Consider the following 18585-nt stretch of genomic DNA (forward strand, 5'->3'; position numbering starts at 1 on the left):
TGAGGATATGGCATTGAAAGTTGGTGATAATGGTACTATTAGTTATATTACTGTTCCTGCTGGTTTGAATGTTAGTTTTGTTCCTGATAATTCTGGTGTTGTTGATGTTAGTGATGATGGTACTGTTACTGCTTTGAAAGAAGGTACTGCTCATGTTACTGTCAGCTTCAGAGGCAATGACAAATACTTGCCAGCCAATGCTACAATTACTGTAACCGTATCTAAAGTCGAGTTCAATCCTGAAACCACTTTGGATGATACTACTTTAACCGTTGAAGTTCCAGAGGATGCTACCGGTAATGTGACCTTGACTATTGGTAATGAAACTCTCACTGCACCTATTGAAGATGGTGTTGCAACCTTTGATTTAAGTGATGTTCCTGCTGGAGATTATAACGCAACTGTAAGTTATCCTGGTGATGATAAATACGCTGGATTTGATGTTGTTTATCCGGTTTCCATTGAAAATGACTTTATCATAATTGCTGATAACTTGATAAAATACTTCCACGGTCCTGAAAGATTTGCTGTAAACCTTACAGACGGCAAAGGTAATCCTATCGTTAATGCTATCGTAACAATTAATATTAACGGTAAAGATTACAATAGAACCACTGATGATAAAGGTCAGGCATTCATGGCTATTAACTTGAATGCTGGTGAATATGCTACTGTTGTAACTTACAACGGCACTTCTGTTGATGCAACCGTTACTGTTTTACCTACTGTCAACGGTACTGACATTACTAAAATGTTCAGAAACGGAACACAGTACTATGCTACTTTCCTTGACAGTCAGGGTAATTACTTGCCTGACGGAACTACAGTCACTTTCAACATCAATGGTGTGATGTATGAGCGTAAAGTTTCCGGTGATAAAGGTTTAGCAAGATTAAATATCAACTTGAATCCAGGTGAATATGTAATCACTGCAATGAACCCAGTTACTGGAGATATGACTTCTAATAACATTACTGTATTGTCTAAAATTACTGAAAATGCAGATCTTGTTAAATACTACAGAAATGCATCTCAATACACTGTTAAAGTTTTAGGTGATGACGGTAAAGCTGTCGGAGCTGGTGTGAATGTAACATTTAACATCAATGGTGTATTATACACTCGCCAAACTAATGAATCAGGTATTGCTAAATTAAACATTAACTTGCAGCCTGGTGACTATGTCATAACTGCTGAATACCAAGGTTCCATGGTGTCCAACAACATCAAAGTATTGCCTATATTGAATGCTACGGATATTTCAATGAAATATCGTGATGGAACTCAATTTAAGGCAACTTTGGTAGATGGTCAAGGAAAACCTTACGCTGATCAATCTATAACCTTTAACATTAACGGTGTATTGTACAACAGACCAACTGACGGTTCAGGTACGGCAAGATTAAACATTAACTTAATGCCTGGTGAATATATTATAACTTCAAGTTATAACGGTTCTAGCATTGCTAATACCATAAAAATCAGTGCATAGGAGAAGTTATCAAACTTCTCTTTTATTTTTTTTTAAATTTTCACAAAAACATTTCATGACTATTTTTAGCAAGATTTTTCCATACCGTTTAATCAAAATAATGGATGTTATTTTTAATGGTTATGGTAATTCTACCCTAAATTAAGATACATATATTTCATTTGCTTGATTTTATAAAATAAAAATAAATACCGTCAATGTCTAATCTACATGTATAGATTAAAATTAATAATTTTTTCAAATTTGTAGTCATTGTCATTGCAAAATTTTTTCTAAATATGCATTAACTTTTAAATATTTTGTAAAATATATATTATAAGTGACTGTTAAGTAAAAGAATAACTATTTTAGTTCAACACTTATATTAATGAATTTAATGTTTTTTAAAAATACGTAAATTGTGATAAAAACTAATTGAGGAAAATTTATGAGTGAAGTTAATAAATGGGACTCTCCATTGTCATTTATTCTGGCAATGGTTGGGGCTGCAGTTGGATTAGGCAATATTTGGCGTTTCAGTTATGTGCTTTATTCCAATGGCGGTGGAGCATTCTTCATTCCTTATCTTGTTGCAATTTTTCTTATGGGTATTCCGTTTTTGATTCTGGAATATGGAATAGGGTTTTCATATAAGGATTCATTTCCAAATATCTTTAAAAAGATAAATCCCAAATTGGAAATCGTATCATGGATTCTGATTCTGATTGTATTTATGGTTGCCATTTATTATGCAGTTATTGTTGGATGGGATTTGGTATATTTATTTTCAAGCATTAATTTTTCATGGGGAAGTGATCCTGCACTTTACTTTGTAAAATCTGTTGGAGGAGGCCCTGATTTATCACAGGTAACTTCATTCATAATTCCAACGGTTATTGCTGTTTTGGTAATCTGGTTTTTGGTATGGTATATTTCCCATAAGAATCTGAAGGAGGGTATTGGTAAGTTTTCAAGAATATTAATACCTGCTCTTTTCATTATGATGGCAATAATTATTGTTTATTCAATTTCTCTTCCCGGATCTGCCATAGGTATCAATACTCTGTTAAATCCTGACTGGAATTCTTTAACGAAGGTCGAAATTTGGCTTGCTGCATTTTCACAAATTCTATTTTCATTAAGTATGGGTCAGGCCATTTCAATGAGTTATGCAAGTTACCTGCCTGATAAGGCCAGATTAATAGATGATGTATATGTTGTTGTTGCATGTAACTGTTTATTTGAAGTATTTACTGCATTCGGCATATTTTCAGTATTGGGATACATGTCTTCAACTGCGGGAACGCCTATTGTTCAGTTAATAAGTGAAGGAACCGGGCTGGTCTTTATAGTTTTCCCAATGATTTTCAATATAATGGGTCCTGTTGGACATATATTTGCTCCTATTTTATTTATAGCAATTTTATTTGCAGGAATAACATCTGCAATGGCAATAATGGAACCTATGGTTAATTCAATAATGCACAAATTTGACTGGACTCGTAAAAAAGCAGTTACTGTACTGGTATGTATCGGATGCTGTCTGTCATTGATTTTTACAACGGGAGCAGGCAGTTATCTTGTTGAGGTTGTAGATACATTTTTAAATAATTTTGCTTTAATTCCTCTTATAGCTATCCAGTGTATAGTTTTCACACGTTATGTTGATTTAGACTCACTTATGTCTCTATTAAATGAAAATAGTAAACTTAAAGTATATAAGCCCTGGATTTATATCATTAAGTATATTCTGCCTGTATGTCTAATCTTTATGTGGGTATGGGGTGTATTAGATTTGATTGAAGGTACTGACATGTTTGAACTTGCGGCCTATGTGTTTTTAACCGCTGTAATTTTAATTACCAGTGTGATTCTAACAAGAATCAAATCCAAAAATTAACGAAATAACTTCATCATTTATTAAAAGTCTATTATGTATTTTCAGAATTGGGCTATGAATTTTTTTAGGTAGGATTCTAAAATCATTTTCTAAATCTTCAACTTTAATGGAATAGTGTTTTTAACTTTAAAATAAGGATATTCATCCCTATTTTTCTTTTTTAATGTGAAAGTATGCACTTACATTCGAAATCTTTATATACTTTTTTTTATAAAGTAAATGTAAGAAATACAAGTGATATTATGAATAAAAAAATTATTTTATTATTAGTTATACTATCAATTGCTTTTATTGCTATCAATTTAGTTGCAGCATCATCTCATGCTAAACATCATGATTTATGGTACGATTCCCAAAGCCACAACCAAGATTCATGTCCATACTGTATATTTAATTTCAATGGATTATCTTTTAATATTCCGAGTTTAGATACAATTCCTTTTAATTTTGGGTTAAATTATTACAGCAACTCAGGATTTGAGATTGGCGCAAATAGTTAAATGCGACCCTTAAGTGCTTAATTCTTATGCTACTTATCTCTTATTTTTTTTAAATTGGAAATTTTTTCCCATAAAATATGTAAAAATATCTAAAACTTTAAATACTATTAATTTAATATAATTTATTAATAGTTATGATTATTGAAATGTCTTATTTTCTTCATAACGATTAATTTGATATTATTTCATTATTATAAGGAGGAGTTATTAATGGCAAGATTTGAAGAAGCAGAAAACAGAATGTTCAATATTAAAATCTGCTTAAAATGTAACGCTCGTAACCCTGCTGGTGCAACAACTTGTAGAAAATGTGGTTACAAAGGTTTAAGATACAAAGCTAAAGAACCAAGAGGATAAATCTATTCTCTTTTTCTTTTAACTATTTTTTTATTTTACATAATTAATTTTTAGTCACTTCTATTTTTCATCACACCCATCTAATCAATTGAAGCATTAATTTAATATATGGTTTTAAATAAAGATATTTTCATGAAAGATGTTGAAGCATACATTAAAAATATATTGGAAACTAGAAAAATTCATTTCACGTTAATCGATCCTGATGAACAGTCACCTGAAGAAGCTTTAAATATTGCTACTGAAGCTATTGAAGGTGGAACAGATGGTATTATGATTGGTGGATCAACTGTTAACAATGAAGATGTTGACAACACCTGTAAAATATTGTCTGAAAACATTGCTGTTCCTATAATTATATTTCCTGGAAATACAAGCAGTGTTAGTAAATATGCTGATGCCATATTCTTTATGAGTTATCTTAATTCCACAAATCCTTACTGGATTATTGGAGCACAAGCTCTTGGCGCATTGCCAGTTAAAAAATCTGGAATTGAGGTTTTGCCTATGGGTTATATGGTTGCTGAACCTGGCGGAACTGTCGGCTGGGTTGGGGATGCCAAACTGGTTCCTAGAAACAAGCCAAAAATACCTGCAGCATATGCAATGGCTGCCGAAGCTTTGGGAATGAGATTCTTCTATATCGAAGCGGGATCCGGTGCTGACAAACCTATTCCTCCTGAAATGGTTGCATACACTAAAAGAGCTACTGACGATATGATTGTAGTTGTTGGTGGTGGTATCCGTGATGCTAAAGCAGCTTATACTGCAGCTAAAGCTGGCGGGGATATTATAGTCACCGGTACTGTTGTAGAAGAAACCGATGATGTCAAAGCTAAAATTCAAGAACTTACGGGAGCTATTAAAAAAGCTTCCATGGAGTAGTCTTCAACTGCTCTACCACTAATTTTTTTTATATATATTGACATACTATATATTATGTTAAAGTCCTTGTATATTAAAGCACTAAATAATAGACGATATATTCAACCAGAGCCAGAAAAAAACACTGATTTCTCTTTAGATGGCAAATGGTTTGACAGGCCTTTTGCTAAAAGCAGAAAAGAATTTTCCATAGCTGCTGGAGATGGAAGTTTCAATATTAAAAAGTTTTTAATGTTTAATTACTGTCCGGTATCTGCTGAAGCCCTTATTTATGATGATGATTTGATAAATATTGAACAGTCAGAGATTTTTGAGATGGAGCATGTTCCCTTCATTAAGGAATTGATACCGAATTATATGTCAATATTTGAGCTTAAGTGCTGTTTGAAAGCTATAAGTGAATATGATGTTGACTATTATTTATTTGACGGATCCATTTTTGGTGATCTGCAAAATCATTATCCTAAAGGCGCAAAGCAGCCTGCAGATTTAAAGGAAAAGATAGATGACGGTGTCTTGAAATATTTCATTGATGTAATCAGTGATTTATCAAATTTGGATTTGTCATTTCCGACAGTTAAAAGAAAGGTTTATGCCCACCCATCAAAGGATCTTGATGAAGTTTACGATTTGTACCTCTCATCAATAGAGAAGTTATTGGTTTTAAGGGAAGTTTTAAAGAGCAATAAAAAGATTATTTCAATCTCCAAGACCTCCTCGAGCAATGATATATTCCACAGCAATGCGCCGGATATTGGAATCCTGGATCAGTTTACCCAGAAGCAGGGAATGTCCAGAATCATTAGGAAAAAGGTTGGAGAAAGCATTGCAGTTCCATTTCCTGTATTCAACGAATTTTTTTCAAAATTATGGTTTACAATATTTTATGTAAGGCTGGAGGAAAATAAAAACGTTTTGAAAGTGGAGCTTCCGTATTATGCTGAAGATGATGAAATAGCTGAAATTGTTGAAATAATCAAAAGGGATAGTGCTGAAGGATATCCTTATCTGCTTAACAAGGCACACAATGATGTTGTAATTACAAATAAGCATGTTGATGAACTTTTAAAAATTAGTAGAATTTATGAAACAACAAATAGGGAACAATTAAAAAGGTGATTAGATGGTAGTAGGTTTTTGTGTTGGTGAAATCTCTCTAACGGAGTTAACATTTATTTCAGATAAGATGCCGCAGGTTGGTGAGTACGTTACTGTTGATTATGATGGAAAAAAGGTTTTGGGAATGGTTGAAAACCTTGTAAGGGGAAATGATGCTTTAAATATTGATTTGCATGATGTGGATGCAATTCAAACCATTGCACGTATTGGCGGCAATGACTATTACATCAAGGGAAAGGTAAAGCTTCTAGGTGATGTCAATGATAACCTGAGGCTGCCAAGAACCCCTGCACTTCCGGGAACACCGATTAAACTGGCAGACAAAGAAATTCTGAATGAGGTTTTCAAGGTTAAAAATCCAATTAAATTGGGAACTCTGGTAAATCAAAGGGATATTGAAGTCAATGTTGAAGGAAATCCTATATTGAACAGGCATTTGGCAATTTTGGCAATGACTGGTGCAGGTAAATCAAATACCGTTGCCGTATTGATGGACCAGCTGCTCGGATATAACGTACCAATTTTTGTTTTTGATATGCACGGAGAATACAGGGATGCTGATTTTCCAAACGGCTCGGTTAATGTAATTCAGCCTAAGATTAACCCAACATACATGACATTCAGCGAAATCAAAAAGCTGGTCAATATTCCAAATAACGCATTCATTCAGGAAAGGCACTTCAGATATGCCTTTAACAAAGCTAGAAAGGAAATTAATGAAGGAACCGAACATACATACAAGTTTTTGGAAGCCATGTATGATATTTTGGCTGTCAGGTCCCAGGATGATGGTTCAGACAAGCAGATTGTTGATGTTATGAATAAGATTGATGACGCCAAGGACAGATACAACAATCTATTTGATAACAATAAAGGAAATATCCTCACCAGCATTAAAGTGGGTCATGTCAATGTACTGGATTTAAGCCAGACTGACGAATCTGTATCTGAAGTTCTTGTAAGTCATATTCTAAGGAATGCTCTTCAAAGAAGAAAAAATGCAGTCCATGGAAATTCAGATGATAAACTGGAACATCCTGTGTTCTTTGTTGTAGAGGAAGCACATATTTTAGCTCCAAACAAACGTGATTCCCAGTCCAAGTATTGGATTCAAAGAATTGCAAGGGAAGGACGTAAATTTGGTTTGGGTTTGTGTCTTGTCAGCCAGTCTCCAAAGACTGTAGACCATGATGCACTGTCCCAGATGAACAATATGATTATATTAAGACTAGTCGAGCCCGAAGATCAAAGGCATGTGCAGTCAGCTTCAGAATCATTATCAAAGGATTTAATCAATCAATTGCCTTCTTTGAATGTTGGTGAAGCTATTGTTTTGGGTTTGATGAGTAAAGTGCCTACATTAGTTAAAATTGATGAGTTTAAAGGCCGTCGTACTGGTGGTGATTTGGATATTATTGGGGACTTAGCAACATTTAATCAAAGTGAAGAAGAGGAAATCGAGTCCCAGGAAAGAGAAAGTCTTGATTTGGGATATGATTATTAGTCGGGGGCAATATTGTCCTTAGAACAAACAAAAATATTATATAATTAATACATTAAAATACTACATAGTTAAATACTTTACAAGTGTTTAAATTGGTTATATACAAAAATTTAAAAAGGTAATATAATGAAATTTGCACATTTAGCAGACACTCATTTAGGTTATCGTCAATTTGGTTTATTTGAACGAGAAAAAGACTTTTATGAAGTGTTTGAAAAGATAATTGATAGAATAATTGAAGAGAAAGTTGATTTTGTAATACATAGTGGGGACCTATTCGATAACGCAAGGCCATCTCCGTTAGCCCTTTTTACATTCCAGAAAGGTTTGATAAAACTTAGAAATGCTAATATTCCTGTTTATGCTATTGCAGGAAACCACGATAGCGTACTGCGTAAAGGCTCAATTCCTCCACAGGTATTATTTAAAAAGTTTGGCCTAAAAGTAATCAGTCCGATAAATACAAATTATATGTATGAGGATGTTTTTATTGGAGGGTTACCGTTTTATCCGTCATCACAATATAAAAATCTAAAAAACAAGCTTTCAGAATTATCAAAAAAAGCAGCAAATCATGAAAAATCAATATTGGTATTGCATCAGGGTATTGACAAGTATTTCAACTTGCAGTACGAGTTGGAAATCGGTGACGTTCCGGATAATTTCACATATTATGCTATGGGTCATCTCCACAACTATATTCATGATGATTTTGGAAATGGAAAACTTGTCTATCCGGGTTCAAGTGAAGTCTGGAAAACCACGGAACTTGCAGACTATAGGAAAAATGGAAAAGGCTTTGTTATAGTGGATCTGGATGGTAAAAAACCTGTCGTCAATAGGATTGCAATCTCCCTTCCACGTGAGTTCATAGAAAGAACTCTTGATTATGATAATCTGGCCAGTGGTATTGAAGACATAAAACAGACTATTAAGGATTTTGACAAAAAACCTATTCTTAATTTAACTGTCAATAATGTAAAGTCAACCAGCAATGCATATGAAATCATTAATGAGGAACTGGAGGATTTATCACTGATGATTAGACCTAAATTCATTACTCCCGGTGAAGAAAATATTGATTTAATCATTGATAAGGAGAATGCATTAGGACCTATTGAAGTATTATCTTCAAGACTGGAAAGCTATGATGATGAAGACATTACCAAATTTGCTAGTGAACTATATGAATTGCTTTCCAAAGACAGAAATGATGAAGCAAGAGAATTAATCGATGAATTTTATAAAGAGAAATATGCTGTTAAAGAAGAAGTAGAGGGGGATGAACAATGATTTTCAAACGTTTAAAATTAAAGAATTTCAAGTCATATGCACATGAAATCATTGGATTTGATAAAGGAATCACCGTTATTGTTGGAGAAAATGGTGCAGGTAAATCCTCTATTTTTGAAGCTATTAGTTTTGCTTTATTTAAACAGCATACTGCAAGCAAATTAAATGATTTGGTTCGCAATAATGCAGATAATATGTCTGTTGAACTGGATTTTGTATCAAGAGGAAAAGAATACAGAATCATTCGTGAAAAGACCAAATCCAAAACAGTATCAAGGCTCATGACCAAAACTTCAAGTGACGGGGAGTTCATGTCACTTTGTTCCGGTGAAAAGGAAGTGTCCAGCACTATCCAGTCAATATTGGATATGGATGCTAATTTGTTTTTAAATGCGATTTATATAAGGCAGGGCGAAATTGCAGAGCTTGTAGATAAGCAGCCTGCTGAGAAAAAACGTTTAATCGGTAAGTTGCTGGGACTTGATTCACTTGAAACCGCTTGGAAAAATTTATCTCCAATGATTAATGAATATGAAAATAAGTTGTCTGAAATCAAAGGAAAACTTTATTCCAAATCCGCACTGCAGGATGAATTTGAGCAAAAAACTAATGAGCTCAATGAATTAAAAGACAGAGGGCATGATTTGGAATCTCAAATTGAAGAAGTTAAACAGTTAAGGGATGAAATTTCTGAAAACAAACGTGTCATGGAACGTGAAAAAGAAATTTATGATGCTCAAATGAATAATTTGGCTAATGAACAGCAAACATTGGAAAAACTTGAAAAAGACAAACAAGTTGTTCAGGAAAACCTTGATAAGATTCGTGAAGCTGAAGAAGAGATTGGACGCTTGGAGAAATATGTTTCTAAATTGGATCTTTATCTTGACTTTGAAAAATCTGTTGTCAGTATCCAGTCTTTAAAAGAATCTGAATCTGAACTTGAAGAAAAAATAGATTCAATTAAAGAGCAAAAACAACTCATTCATTCTAAAAAACAGGGATATAATGATTATTTGGCATCTGATGAAAAGATTAATGAATTAACTAATAAAAAAATTGAATTGGAAAAGCAGCTGGCAACAATTACCCAGCTTGAAAAGGATAAAAAAGAGCTATTGGAAGGAATTGAATCAGATAGAAATGATATTGAAAAGTTCTTTTTACTTTCCAAAGAAAAACTTCAGGATTTTGGCGTATCACAAGATGATTTGGCATCTGTTGATAATTTGAAAAAGTTAGGTGACATTACCAATGAATTCCTTGAGGAAATTTCAACAAAAATAGAGGATTTGACCAATGATATAACCTCTAAAAAAGAGGATATTGTTGCATTCAAACAGGCTATTGCAGCCAGTGAAAGACCTTTGGAAGAACTGGCCGATGTTGATAATAAATGTCCGGTCTGTCAGTCAGACATTGATGAAGCTAAAAAAGAAGAATTGATTAATCAGTACAATTCAAACATTGAAGAAAATACTAAAGCAATTGAACAGCATGAAGAAAATATTCGTTTGTTCACTAAAAACAAGGACAGCTATAAGGAGAAAGAGTCCAAAGTTAAAAAATTATCAGAAGACATTTTGGAGTATAAATATAAATTTTCAAATCTCGAAAAAGACCTGCAGCGTTTAAGTGAACTCGATGAAGGTATTGATGCTAAAGAGTATACCGGAAATAAACTGGGTGAATTAATTCTGGAAATTGCTGACGAAAAGGAAAAACGTGAATCCTATAAACAGGATCATGATGACTATAATCAGTCTAAAGGTGCTTTGGATGTACTGGGTAGTCAGACTGATTCTGAATACAAATTGAAACAGGTTAAAAATGAAATTGATGTTCATGTTCAAAACATTAAGTTAGCTATTGAAAATGATTCTCACTTGAGTGGAGATATGGATAATTTAGAACTTAAGGAACGTATTGATGATTTGAAAGAGAAAAATGAAGAATTCAATCAGCTTAAGGGTTTTATCCAAAATAAAAATACTCTAACCACTCAATTCGATTCTATTAAAGAGGATATTGGTGTTTCCAATAATCAACTTGAAATTATTCAGAATAAAATAGATGCATCAACTTATGATAAGGAAAAATACGAGCAAATCACTTATCGTGATGAGATGTATACCAGAAGATATGAATCATTCACTAATGAACTGTCTGAAATTAAAGGTCAGGCTAGAGAGCTGATTAATGTCCATAAAGGTTTAGCCGAAAAAATCAAAAATAATGAACGGTTCCAAAAAGAGTATGATAATATTTCACAGTATCTTGTTTTATTGAAAGATATTCGTGATTTATATGGTAAAAATGGAATTCAAAAAGATTTAAGGAATAATTCAAGACCTATCATTCAGAAAAATACCAAAAAATTCTTCGATGACTTCAACTTCAATTATTCCGATTTGATATTGGATGAAGAGTATAATGTTACCGTAAGAGGTCCTGAAGGTGAATCATCAATGTCCATGGTTAGTGGTGGTGAAAAAATAGCTATTGCATTGGCTTTAAGATTAGGTATCACTAAATCAATGGCTAAAGGTGATTTGGAAACTATTTTATTGGATGAACCTACAATTCATTTGGATGATGCAAGAAGACATGAGCTTATTAATCTGTTAAAAGAAATGTCCCTATTGCCGCAGATGATTATTGTAACCCACGAAAACCAGCTTGAAAGTGCTGCGGATAATCTGATTAAAGTAGAAAAAGAAAATGGAATTTCAAAAATAGTAAATTAATTTTTTTTTACTATTTTTTTTTAAATTAATTCGTCTGAATTTTTGATGGAATCGACAATACAATTTCCATTCCATCCAACTATTGTAGCGGCTTTTTCTTCCAGTTCTTCGGGAACTTCTTCAAGTCCGTATGGTCTTACCAGCACTATAGGAATATTATATTTTTCAGCCGCTTCAACAAGTTCGTCAATTTTTTCTTTGTTGTCTTTGTATAATCCTGCAAGTATAATTACTCTATCTATTTTATTATAGAATTCATCTCCTGCTGTTGCATATGATCCGGTAATGGATTCTTTCCATAGGAAATCTACTTTTTCAAAAAGTTTCTGTGTAAATTGACGGTATTCTCCTTTTTTATCAATTCCATTACTAATGATTAAATTGTAAATCTTATTATCCTTTTCCTCTTCAAACATTCTATTCACCAATCAAAAAATATATTTTATAAAATACTTAAACTATTATTATATTTAATATAATTTATTTTAAGGTTTATGTTTTTTATGAAGGCGGCGGTTATTGGTTTAGGTGTTGAAGGTAAAAAGGCAGTAAATTCACTTTTAAAACATGGCTGGGAAGTTTATGCAAGTGATTTGAATAGTAACATTGATTTATCCGATTTGAGCTTACCTGGTATTTCTTTGAATTTCTTGGATAGTGGAGAAACTTTTTCCATTGTTTCTGATGATTTAACTTTGGATTTGGGATTTACAAACTCTCAGGCTATTGATGAATGTGATGCAATTGCCATTAGTCCCAGCATGTTTGGCGGTTCTTTTGCCAATAAATTGTTGGATGAAGGCAATCTTTTAAGTGATGTTGTTTCTAATCATAAAAAGATTCTTACTATAGGTATTACAGGAACTAATGGTAAAACCACTACTGTTCACATGCTGAAATCCATTTTGGAAAATGCAGGAAAAAAGGTTCTTGTAGGCGGAAACGGTGGTGGAGGCTTTTCAGGTTATTATGACCTGATGCTTGAGGCTGAAAATGGAGATTACGATATTCTTCTTGTTGAAGTATGCGACATGACTCTGGATTTTTGCGACTATGCTTTTGATTTTGATATGGTTTGTCTGACAAATATAGGCAATGACCACATGGATGTTCACAAAACGATTGCCAATTATAAGGATTCTTTAGTTCGATTTTTCACAGATAAGGAGATTTTTACCGCATTCAATCAGGATTTTAACAGTAATTTCAAGGAAGTTTCATCCAAGCACATTTCCTATTTTGAATATCAGGATGAACTGAAGGTCTTCGGTAAATTCAATAAGCTGAATGCGGGTCTGGCCATGTCCATAGCTATTGAACTTAAAGTTTCCAAAGACATTATCAAAAAGTCATTAGCCGATTTTGAAGCTGTCAGCGGTCGTTTGGATGTCTATAAAATCAATGATGCATTGGTTTATGTTGGAAAAACCGACAATTCCGATGCTTTGAAATCCGTGCTTTCAGAAAAAGACTTTTACGCTATTTTTATAGGTACTCCGCGGGCTCATGAAACCCATAGGCTAGATATTATTGATGTGGCTGTCAGATATAATCCTGAAGTAATTGTAGTTTTCCCTGGTTTGGATGACAGTCTTGATTTGGTTTTATATCGTTTAAATTACCTGAAATATCGTGGCAGAGTATTAACGGCTACTTCTTTAGATGATATTATAGCTTATGTTGCTGAATTTTCACATGAGGAAGCAATGCTTATTGGAGGTAATGGTCAGGATGCCATTATCAATATTCAGGAAAGAATAAAACTGATTTCTGAAAAATTGTCCTGAATTTAAAAATTAGGGATTAAATTTAAAAAACAAGAAAATCATAATTATATAGTGATAAATAATAATGGGGACAAAAAGTGTTAGATATAAAATTATTCAGAGAAAGTCCAGAAATAATTATAGACTCTGAGAAGAAAAGATTTAGAAGCACTGAAAATGTTGAAAAAGTAATAGAATATGATGCCTTATGGAGAGAAGGCGAAAGAAAATTAAATTCTTTAAGATCTGAAAAAAACAAATTATCAAAATCATTTAAAAAAGCAAAAGAAGAAGGTAATTTAGAAGAAGTCATTAAACGTTCAAAAGAAGTAGCGGCAGAAATTAAAGAATTAGGTGCTAAAAACGAAGAATATCTTAAGCTCAGAGATGACTACAGATACAAAGTCGGAAACATCATAGATGAGGATGTGCCGATTTCAGATACTGAAGATGATAATGTAGTGGTTAGAACTTACGGTGAAATACCTGAACATGATTTTGAATTGTTAAACCATGTAGATTTGATTAAAAAAATTGACGGTGCTGATTTGGAAACTGCAGCAAGTATTGCAGGGGCCCGTTTTTACTACTTGAAAAGAGATATTCTGCATTTAAACCTTGCATTGATTCAGTTTGCATTATCTGAGTTGGAAGCTGAAGGATATATTCCAATGCAGACTCCATTCTTTGTAAAAGGTGAAGTTGCAGCTGAAACTTCAGAGCTCGGAGAGTTTGAAGAAACTTTATATAAAGTAGAAAATGAGGACATGTACCTAATTGCAACTGCTGAACAGACTTTGGCAGCTCTTCACAGAAACGAAATCATTGCACCTGATGATTTGCCTTTAAGATACTGTGCACTCTCAACATGTTTTAGAAAGGAAGCAGGTTCACACGGAAAAGATACTTTGGGAATATTCAGGGTTCACCAGTTTGAAAAGATTGAACAGTTCATTTACTCAGCTCCTGAAGATTCAAGAAATCAGCATGATCATCTGATGGAAGTAACCGAAAGAATCTATCAGAAATTAGGCATCTCATATCAGATAATAGCTATTGTATCATCAGCATTAAATGATAATGCAGCTATTAAATATGATTTGGAAGCATGGTTCCCTGGTTCAGGTGCATTTAGGGAATTAGTTTCATGTACTAACTGTAAGGATTATCAGGCAAGGAAAACCAAAACCCGTATCGGAAGAGCAGGTTCTGGAGATGCTCAAACTTTACATACTTTAAACAGTACGGCTATTGCAACTGAAAGGACAATGTGCTGTATTTTGGAAAACTACCAACAAAAAGATGGTAGCATTAAAATTCCTGAAGTTTTGGTCCCTTACATGAATGGAAAAACTGTTATTGAAGCAAAAAAATAACTTTTTTTGATGGTGTGTATTCTCTTATATGCACACATTATTGAATTTTTTTTAATTAATTCATTTCAATATAAAATATTTTTATATCTTTTTTTCATATTATTATATATTTTTTAATAATAATGGTGTGTGATAATATTAAAATAAACAAACGAATTTTATCAATTATTTCTGTATTTTTGCTTTTTCTGGTGTTGATGAATTCAGTTAGTGCACAAGACAATTCTACAGCTGGTTCATTCGATGATTTGCAAAAAGAAATTACTTCAACCGAATCCGGTGGAACTTTAAATTTAACAAACGATTATATTTATGTTATATGCTGTATGTGTTGATGATAATGGTAATTATATCATAGGTGATTATTTAACATTCAATATTAATGAAAGCCTATTTAAAGTATTTTTCAATGGTGAATCTTTTGTTGATACTGGTTATATTCTTGAAAATCCTGGAATATATTTAATTAATGCAAGCATTAATTCTAAGCTGGATAATTGTACTTATAAAACCGGAATAATTAATTTCACTTCTAAAAAAGAAGCCATTATTAATGCCAGTGATGCTGAAATAGCTGCTGGTGAATTTGCTTTAATTGAAGTGGAATTGCCTGGCGATGCAACGGGAATAGTTTCAGCAATTGTTGATAATGAAACATATCTTGCACAGGTTAAGGATGGAAAAGCAACACTTTACATTCCTCCTTTGGATGCCGGAGAATACATTGCAGAAATAACATATTCCGGTGATGATAATTATGAAGAATCAGATACCACAGCCTTAATTACAGTATTGGATGAAATAAATGTTGCTGCACCTGATGTAATTAAATATTATCATGGAGAGGAAAGATTTGTCGTAACTGTAACCAGATCTGATATTCCACTCAGCAATGAAAGTGTTGAAATCACAATCAATGGAGTAACATACACAAAAACAACAGACGAAAGCGGTACTGCATCCATTGCTTTAAACATGCCAAGTACAAATTATACGGCAGAAGTTAAAGTTGATGATGTTAGCATCAATTCAACTGTCATAATATTGCCTACGGTTAACGGTACGGATATAACAAAAGTTTATGGAAACGCAACCAGATACTATGCAACATTTTTAGACAGCCAGGGCAATTACCTCAAGGAAGGAACAAACGTTACATTTAATATTAATGGAATGTTATACAATCGTACAGTTTCAGGAGATAAGGGTCTTGCCGGATTAAATATTAATTTAATCCAGGGTAATTATGTTATTACAGCTATTAATTTGGAAACTGGTGAATCTTCAGCAAATAATATTATAGTCATTCCAAAAATCATTGAAAACAATGATGTGACTAAATATTATAGAAATGCAACCCAATATACTGTTAAAGTCATTGGGGATGATGGAAAGGCTGTCGGTAAAGGTGAAGTTGTCAGATTCAATATTAATGGAGTATTCTATGAAAGAACAACAAATGAATCAGGAATAGCTAAGCTAAATATTAACTTAAATCCTGGAGATTACATTATAACTGCAGAATACGGTGGCTGTTTGGTATCAAATAACATTACAGTATTGCCTGTATTAACTGCAGAGGATTTAACTAAAAAATATGGTAGCGATGATCCATTTGAAGCAAAACTTGTTGACGGTGAAGGTAAGGCATATGCAAACCAGAAAATAGAATTTAATATTAATGGTGTTTTCTATTATCGTGTAACCGATAGTGAAGGAGTTGCGAAATTAAATATTAATTTGCAGACTGGTGAGTATATTATCACTTCAAGATATGAAGAAGCTGTCATAAGGAATAAGGTAACTGTAACTTCATAAGAGATTATTTTATCAATCAGCGGAACGGTTATGGTTTAAAATGTAAAAAAGGGAAATTATACAAAGATAAAGCGTATATTTCCCAATAAAATTTGAATAGGGATTTGAAATACGTTCATACCATTTTGATTCATAGCCGTATCCATTGCATCTCCTCTAGACATTGTTCCCGGAACATTTTGATTGCCTGCATATCCGTTGTATGCATCGTTTGACCTTATAAGATCAACAATATTGGCACCAAATATTGCCTCCGCAGCATTATTGTTTACACTAACAATTATATGTGGCGTATAATGATACGTATAGGATATTATGTCTTGAGCCGCATGATATGGGTCGTTTGGACTGATTAAATGGATATTGTGTAATGTTTCACCATTTGCATTATAAGAGCTTCCAGGATAAACCCAATCAAATCCACCTAGGATTGTGAATTTTGCAGCCATATCCACACTGGCATCTTCTCCGGAATCTTCAGCAATTATCAATACCGGACTAACAATTGTTGAAGCTAAAAGTCCTGCAACTATTACTAATAAAACTATGAATATTAAACCAAGTTTATTCATGATTACTTTTTATAATTCTTTTAAGTACTTAAAGTTATCTTTTTTTATACTAGGGAGCATAGCCAAAGAATGATTAATAACGTTATAATATTTGATGTTCCTATCCTTTTATTAGCAACTTCTAATAAATCTATTCTTAAATGAATTAATTGTGTGATTATATGAAAACAATTGTGATTAATGCAAGTCCTAGAAAAAAATGGAATACTGCAGAGATTATGCAATCTGCACAAAAAGGGGCGGAATCAGTAGGCGCTGAAACAAAATATGTCAATTTATATGATTTGTCATTTAAAGGATGCAGAAGTTGTCTTATCTGTAAATTAAAAGATAAAACCAAGGGAAAGTGTTACTGGAGAGATGACTTATCACCATTGATTGAAGAGATTTTAGACTCCGATGCATTGCTTATAGGTTCACCAATATACTTTGGAGAGCCTACAAGTGAGTTTCGAGCATTGGTTGAAAGATTAATATTTTGTCTTTTGTCCTATGATGATGGATCCAGCTATTTTACAGGCAAGGTAAATGTTGGAATTTTCTATACCATGAATGCACCGCTTCAGTATTATGAAGAGTCAATGAAAGATGATTTGGCCAAAAATGAGTTTCTCTTTTCATTTTTAAATGGTGAAATTGTAACTTATCCTGTTTGTGATACAATACAGGTCAGCAAATATTCAAAATATAACATGGCAGGATTTTCACAGGAAGCTAAAGAAAAGCAATGGGTTTTACAGTTTCCAAAAGATTTGGAGAAGGCTTTTGAAATTGGTGCCGAATTAAGTAAGATTTAATTATAATTATGTACTACTATAATTTTAATTTTCTAAAATCAATATTGATATAAGTTCATAATTTTTATTTTTAAAAAAACATAAACTTATATGTTAATAATTTTCCATTAAATATGCAAGAATACCCCAACTTCTGTAAGTTGGGGGTGAATTGCACTATTGGGTGTACTTTTTAATCCAAATTTATTTTTTGCTACATGATAATTCATGTTTTGAATGGATTCAGTTAAATATACTCAGCAGACATTTTTCCATCACATTTTTCAAGTTGAAAAGCAATATAATAACTATGACTTACAGATTAGACAAAATAACTATAAGACTAAAAAATGATGAAGCAGGAATTAACAAGATTAATGAATTGTTTGAAGATATTGTAAGTGGAAAAATTCCCTTAATTCATGATAGCAATGGAAAATTGATTGAGGGGATATCTCCAATATCCGAGTACAGCAATTATGAAAGTGATGAAACCGGAAA

Annotated in this window: 17 protein-coding genes; 15 read left to right on the plus strand and 2 right to left on the minus strand. The window is 32.8% G+C overall.

The genetic code is table 11. The features are described from left to right. The 9 genes from ACKI5C_RS04100 to ACKI5C_RS04140 form a co-directional block, all read left to right on the plus strand. The coding region (locus ACKI5C_RS04100) for an Ig-like domain-containing protein (RefSeq protein ID WP_407431939.1) at positions 1-1492 on the plus strand (1492 nt) is incomplete at its 5' end. Between the two features lie 427 nt (positions 1493-1919). Continuing rightward, positions 1920-3371 (plus strand): sodium-dependent transporter, encoded by a 1452-nt coding sequence (locus ACKI5C_RS04105; RefSeq protein ID WP_407431940.1) that lies wholly within the window; start codon positions 1920-1922, stop codon positions 3369-3371. Positions 3372-3613: 242 nt separating this feature from the next. After that, the gene (locus ACKI5C_RS04110; protein ID WP_407431941.1) at positions 3614-3871 is read left to right on the plus strand and encodes a hypothetical protein; all 258 of its coding nucleotides are present in this window, start codon (positions 3614-3616) and stop codon (positions 3869-3871) included. A gap of 210 nt (positions 3872-4081) precedes the next feature. Then, a complete protein-coding gene (locus ACKI5C_RS04115) occupies positions 4082-4228 on the plus strand; it encodes a 50S ribosomal protein L40e (protein ID WP_058739021.1) in 147 nt (48 codons plus the stop codon). Positions 4229-4360: 132 nt separating this feature from the next. After that, on the plus strand, positions 4361-5113 hold the full coding sequence (locus ACKI5C_RS04120) for a geranylgeranylglyceryl/heptaprenylglyceryl phosphate synthase (protein ID WP_407431942.1): 753 nt from the start codon (positions 4361-4363) through the stop codon (positions 5111-5113). A 66-nt stretch (positions 5114-5179) separates the two neighbouring features. Next, positions 5180-6232: a DNA double-strand break repair nuclease NurA gene (locus tag ACKI5C_RS04125; RefSeq protein ID WP_407431943.1), complete on the plus strand. Its 1053-nt coding sequence runs from the start codon at positions 5180-5182 to the stop codon at positions 6230-6232. A 4-nt stretch (positions 6233-6236) separates the two neighbouring features. Then, positions 6237-7736, plus strand: a complete 1500-nt coding sequence (locus ACKI5C_RS04130) for a helicase HerA-like domain-containing protein (protein WP_407431944.1) — start codon at positions 6237-6239, stop codon at positions 7734-7736. A 126-nt stretch (positions 7737-7862) separates the two neighbouring features. After that, on the plus strand, positions 7863-9029 hold the full coding sequence (locus tag ACKI5C_RS04135) for an exonuclease SbcCD subunit D (protein ID WP_407431945.1): 1167 nt from the start codon (positions 7863-7865) through the stop codon (positions 9027-9029). After that, positions 9026-11776, plus strand: coding sequence for an AAA family ATPase (locus tag ACKI5C_RS04140; protein WP_407431946.1), 2751 nt, complete (start codon positions 9026-9028; stop codon positions 11774-11776). The genes ACKI5C_RS04135 and ACKI5C_RS04140 overlap by 4 nt, the downstream gene beginning before the upstream one ends. A 20-nt stretch (positions 11777-11796) precedes the next feature. Here the strand turns inward: ACKI5C_RS04140 and ACKI5C_RS04145 are convergent, their stop codons facing one another. Then, positions 11797-12192, minus strand: coding sequence for a nuclease (locus ACKI5C_RS04145; protein ID WP_407431947.1), 396 nt, complete (start codon positions 12190-12192; stop codon positions 11797-11799). Positions 12193-12279: 87 nt separating this feature from the next. On the opposite strand from ACKI5C_RS04145, the gene ACKI5C_RS04150 reads away from it, so the two are divergent. The 4 genes from ACKI5C_RS04150 (at position 12280) to ACKI5C_RS04165 (ending at position 16736) form a co-directional block, all read left to right on the plus strand. Further along, on the plus strand, positions 12280-13563 hold the full coding sequence (locus ACKI5C_RS04150; RefSeq protein WP_407431948.1) for a Mur ligase family protein: 1284 nt from the start codon (positions 12280-12282) through the stop codon (positions 13561-13563). Positions 13564-13640: 77 nt separating this feature from the next. Next, positions 13641-14918 carry a serine--tRNA ligase gene (gene serS, locus ACKI5C_RS04155; protein ID WP_407431949.1) on the plus strand — a complete coding sequence of 426 codons (1278 nt, stop codon included), beginning with the start codon at positions 13641-13643 and terminating at the stop codon, positions 14916-14918. Between the two features lie 197 nt (positions 14919-15115). Further along, positions 15116-15253, plus strand: a complete 138-nt coding sequence (locus ACKI5C_RS04160; RefSeq protein ID WP_407431950.1) for a hypothetical protein — start codon at positions 15116-15118, stop codon at positions 15251-15253. After that, on the plus strand, positions 15231-16736 hold the full coding sequence (locus tag ACKI5C_RS04165) for a hypothetical protein (RefSeq protein ID WP_407431951.1): 1506 nt from the start codon (positions 15231-15233) through the stop codon (positions 16734-16736). Before ACKI5C_RS04160 ends, ACKI5C_RS04165 begins: the two co-directional genes overlap by 23 nt. 56 nt (positions 16737-16792) lie before the next feature. Here ACKI5C_RS04165 and ACKI5C_RS04170 read toward each other — a convergent pair whose 3' ends face one another. Beyond that, positions 16793-17308, minus strand: coding sequence for a hypothetical protein (locus tag ACKI5C_RS04170; RefSeq protein WP_407431952.1), 516 nt, complete (start codon positions 17306-17308; stop codon positions 16793-16795). A gap of 161 nt (positions 17309-17469) precedes the next feature. Here ACKI5C_RS04170 and ACKI5C_RS04175 point away from each other — a divergent pair, with 161 nt between their 5' ends. Next, the gene (locus ACKI5C_RS04175; RefSeq protein ID WP_407431953.1) at positions 17470-18105 is read left to right on the plus strand and encodes a flavodoxin family protein; all 636 of its coding nucleotides are present in this window, start codon (positions 17470-17472) and stop codon (positions 18103-18105) included. A 289-nt stretch (positions 18106-18394) separates the two neighbouring features. After that, a partial coding sequence (locus ACKI5C_RS04180) for a hypothetical protein (protein WP_407431954.1) occupies positions 18395-18585 on the plus strand: 191 nt, incomplete at its 3' end.

Source organism: Methanobrevibacter sp. (genome assembly GCF_045646045.1).
GTDB lineage: Archaea > Methanobacteriota > Methanobacteria > Methanobacteriales > Methanobacteriaceae > Methanocatella.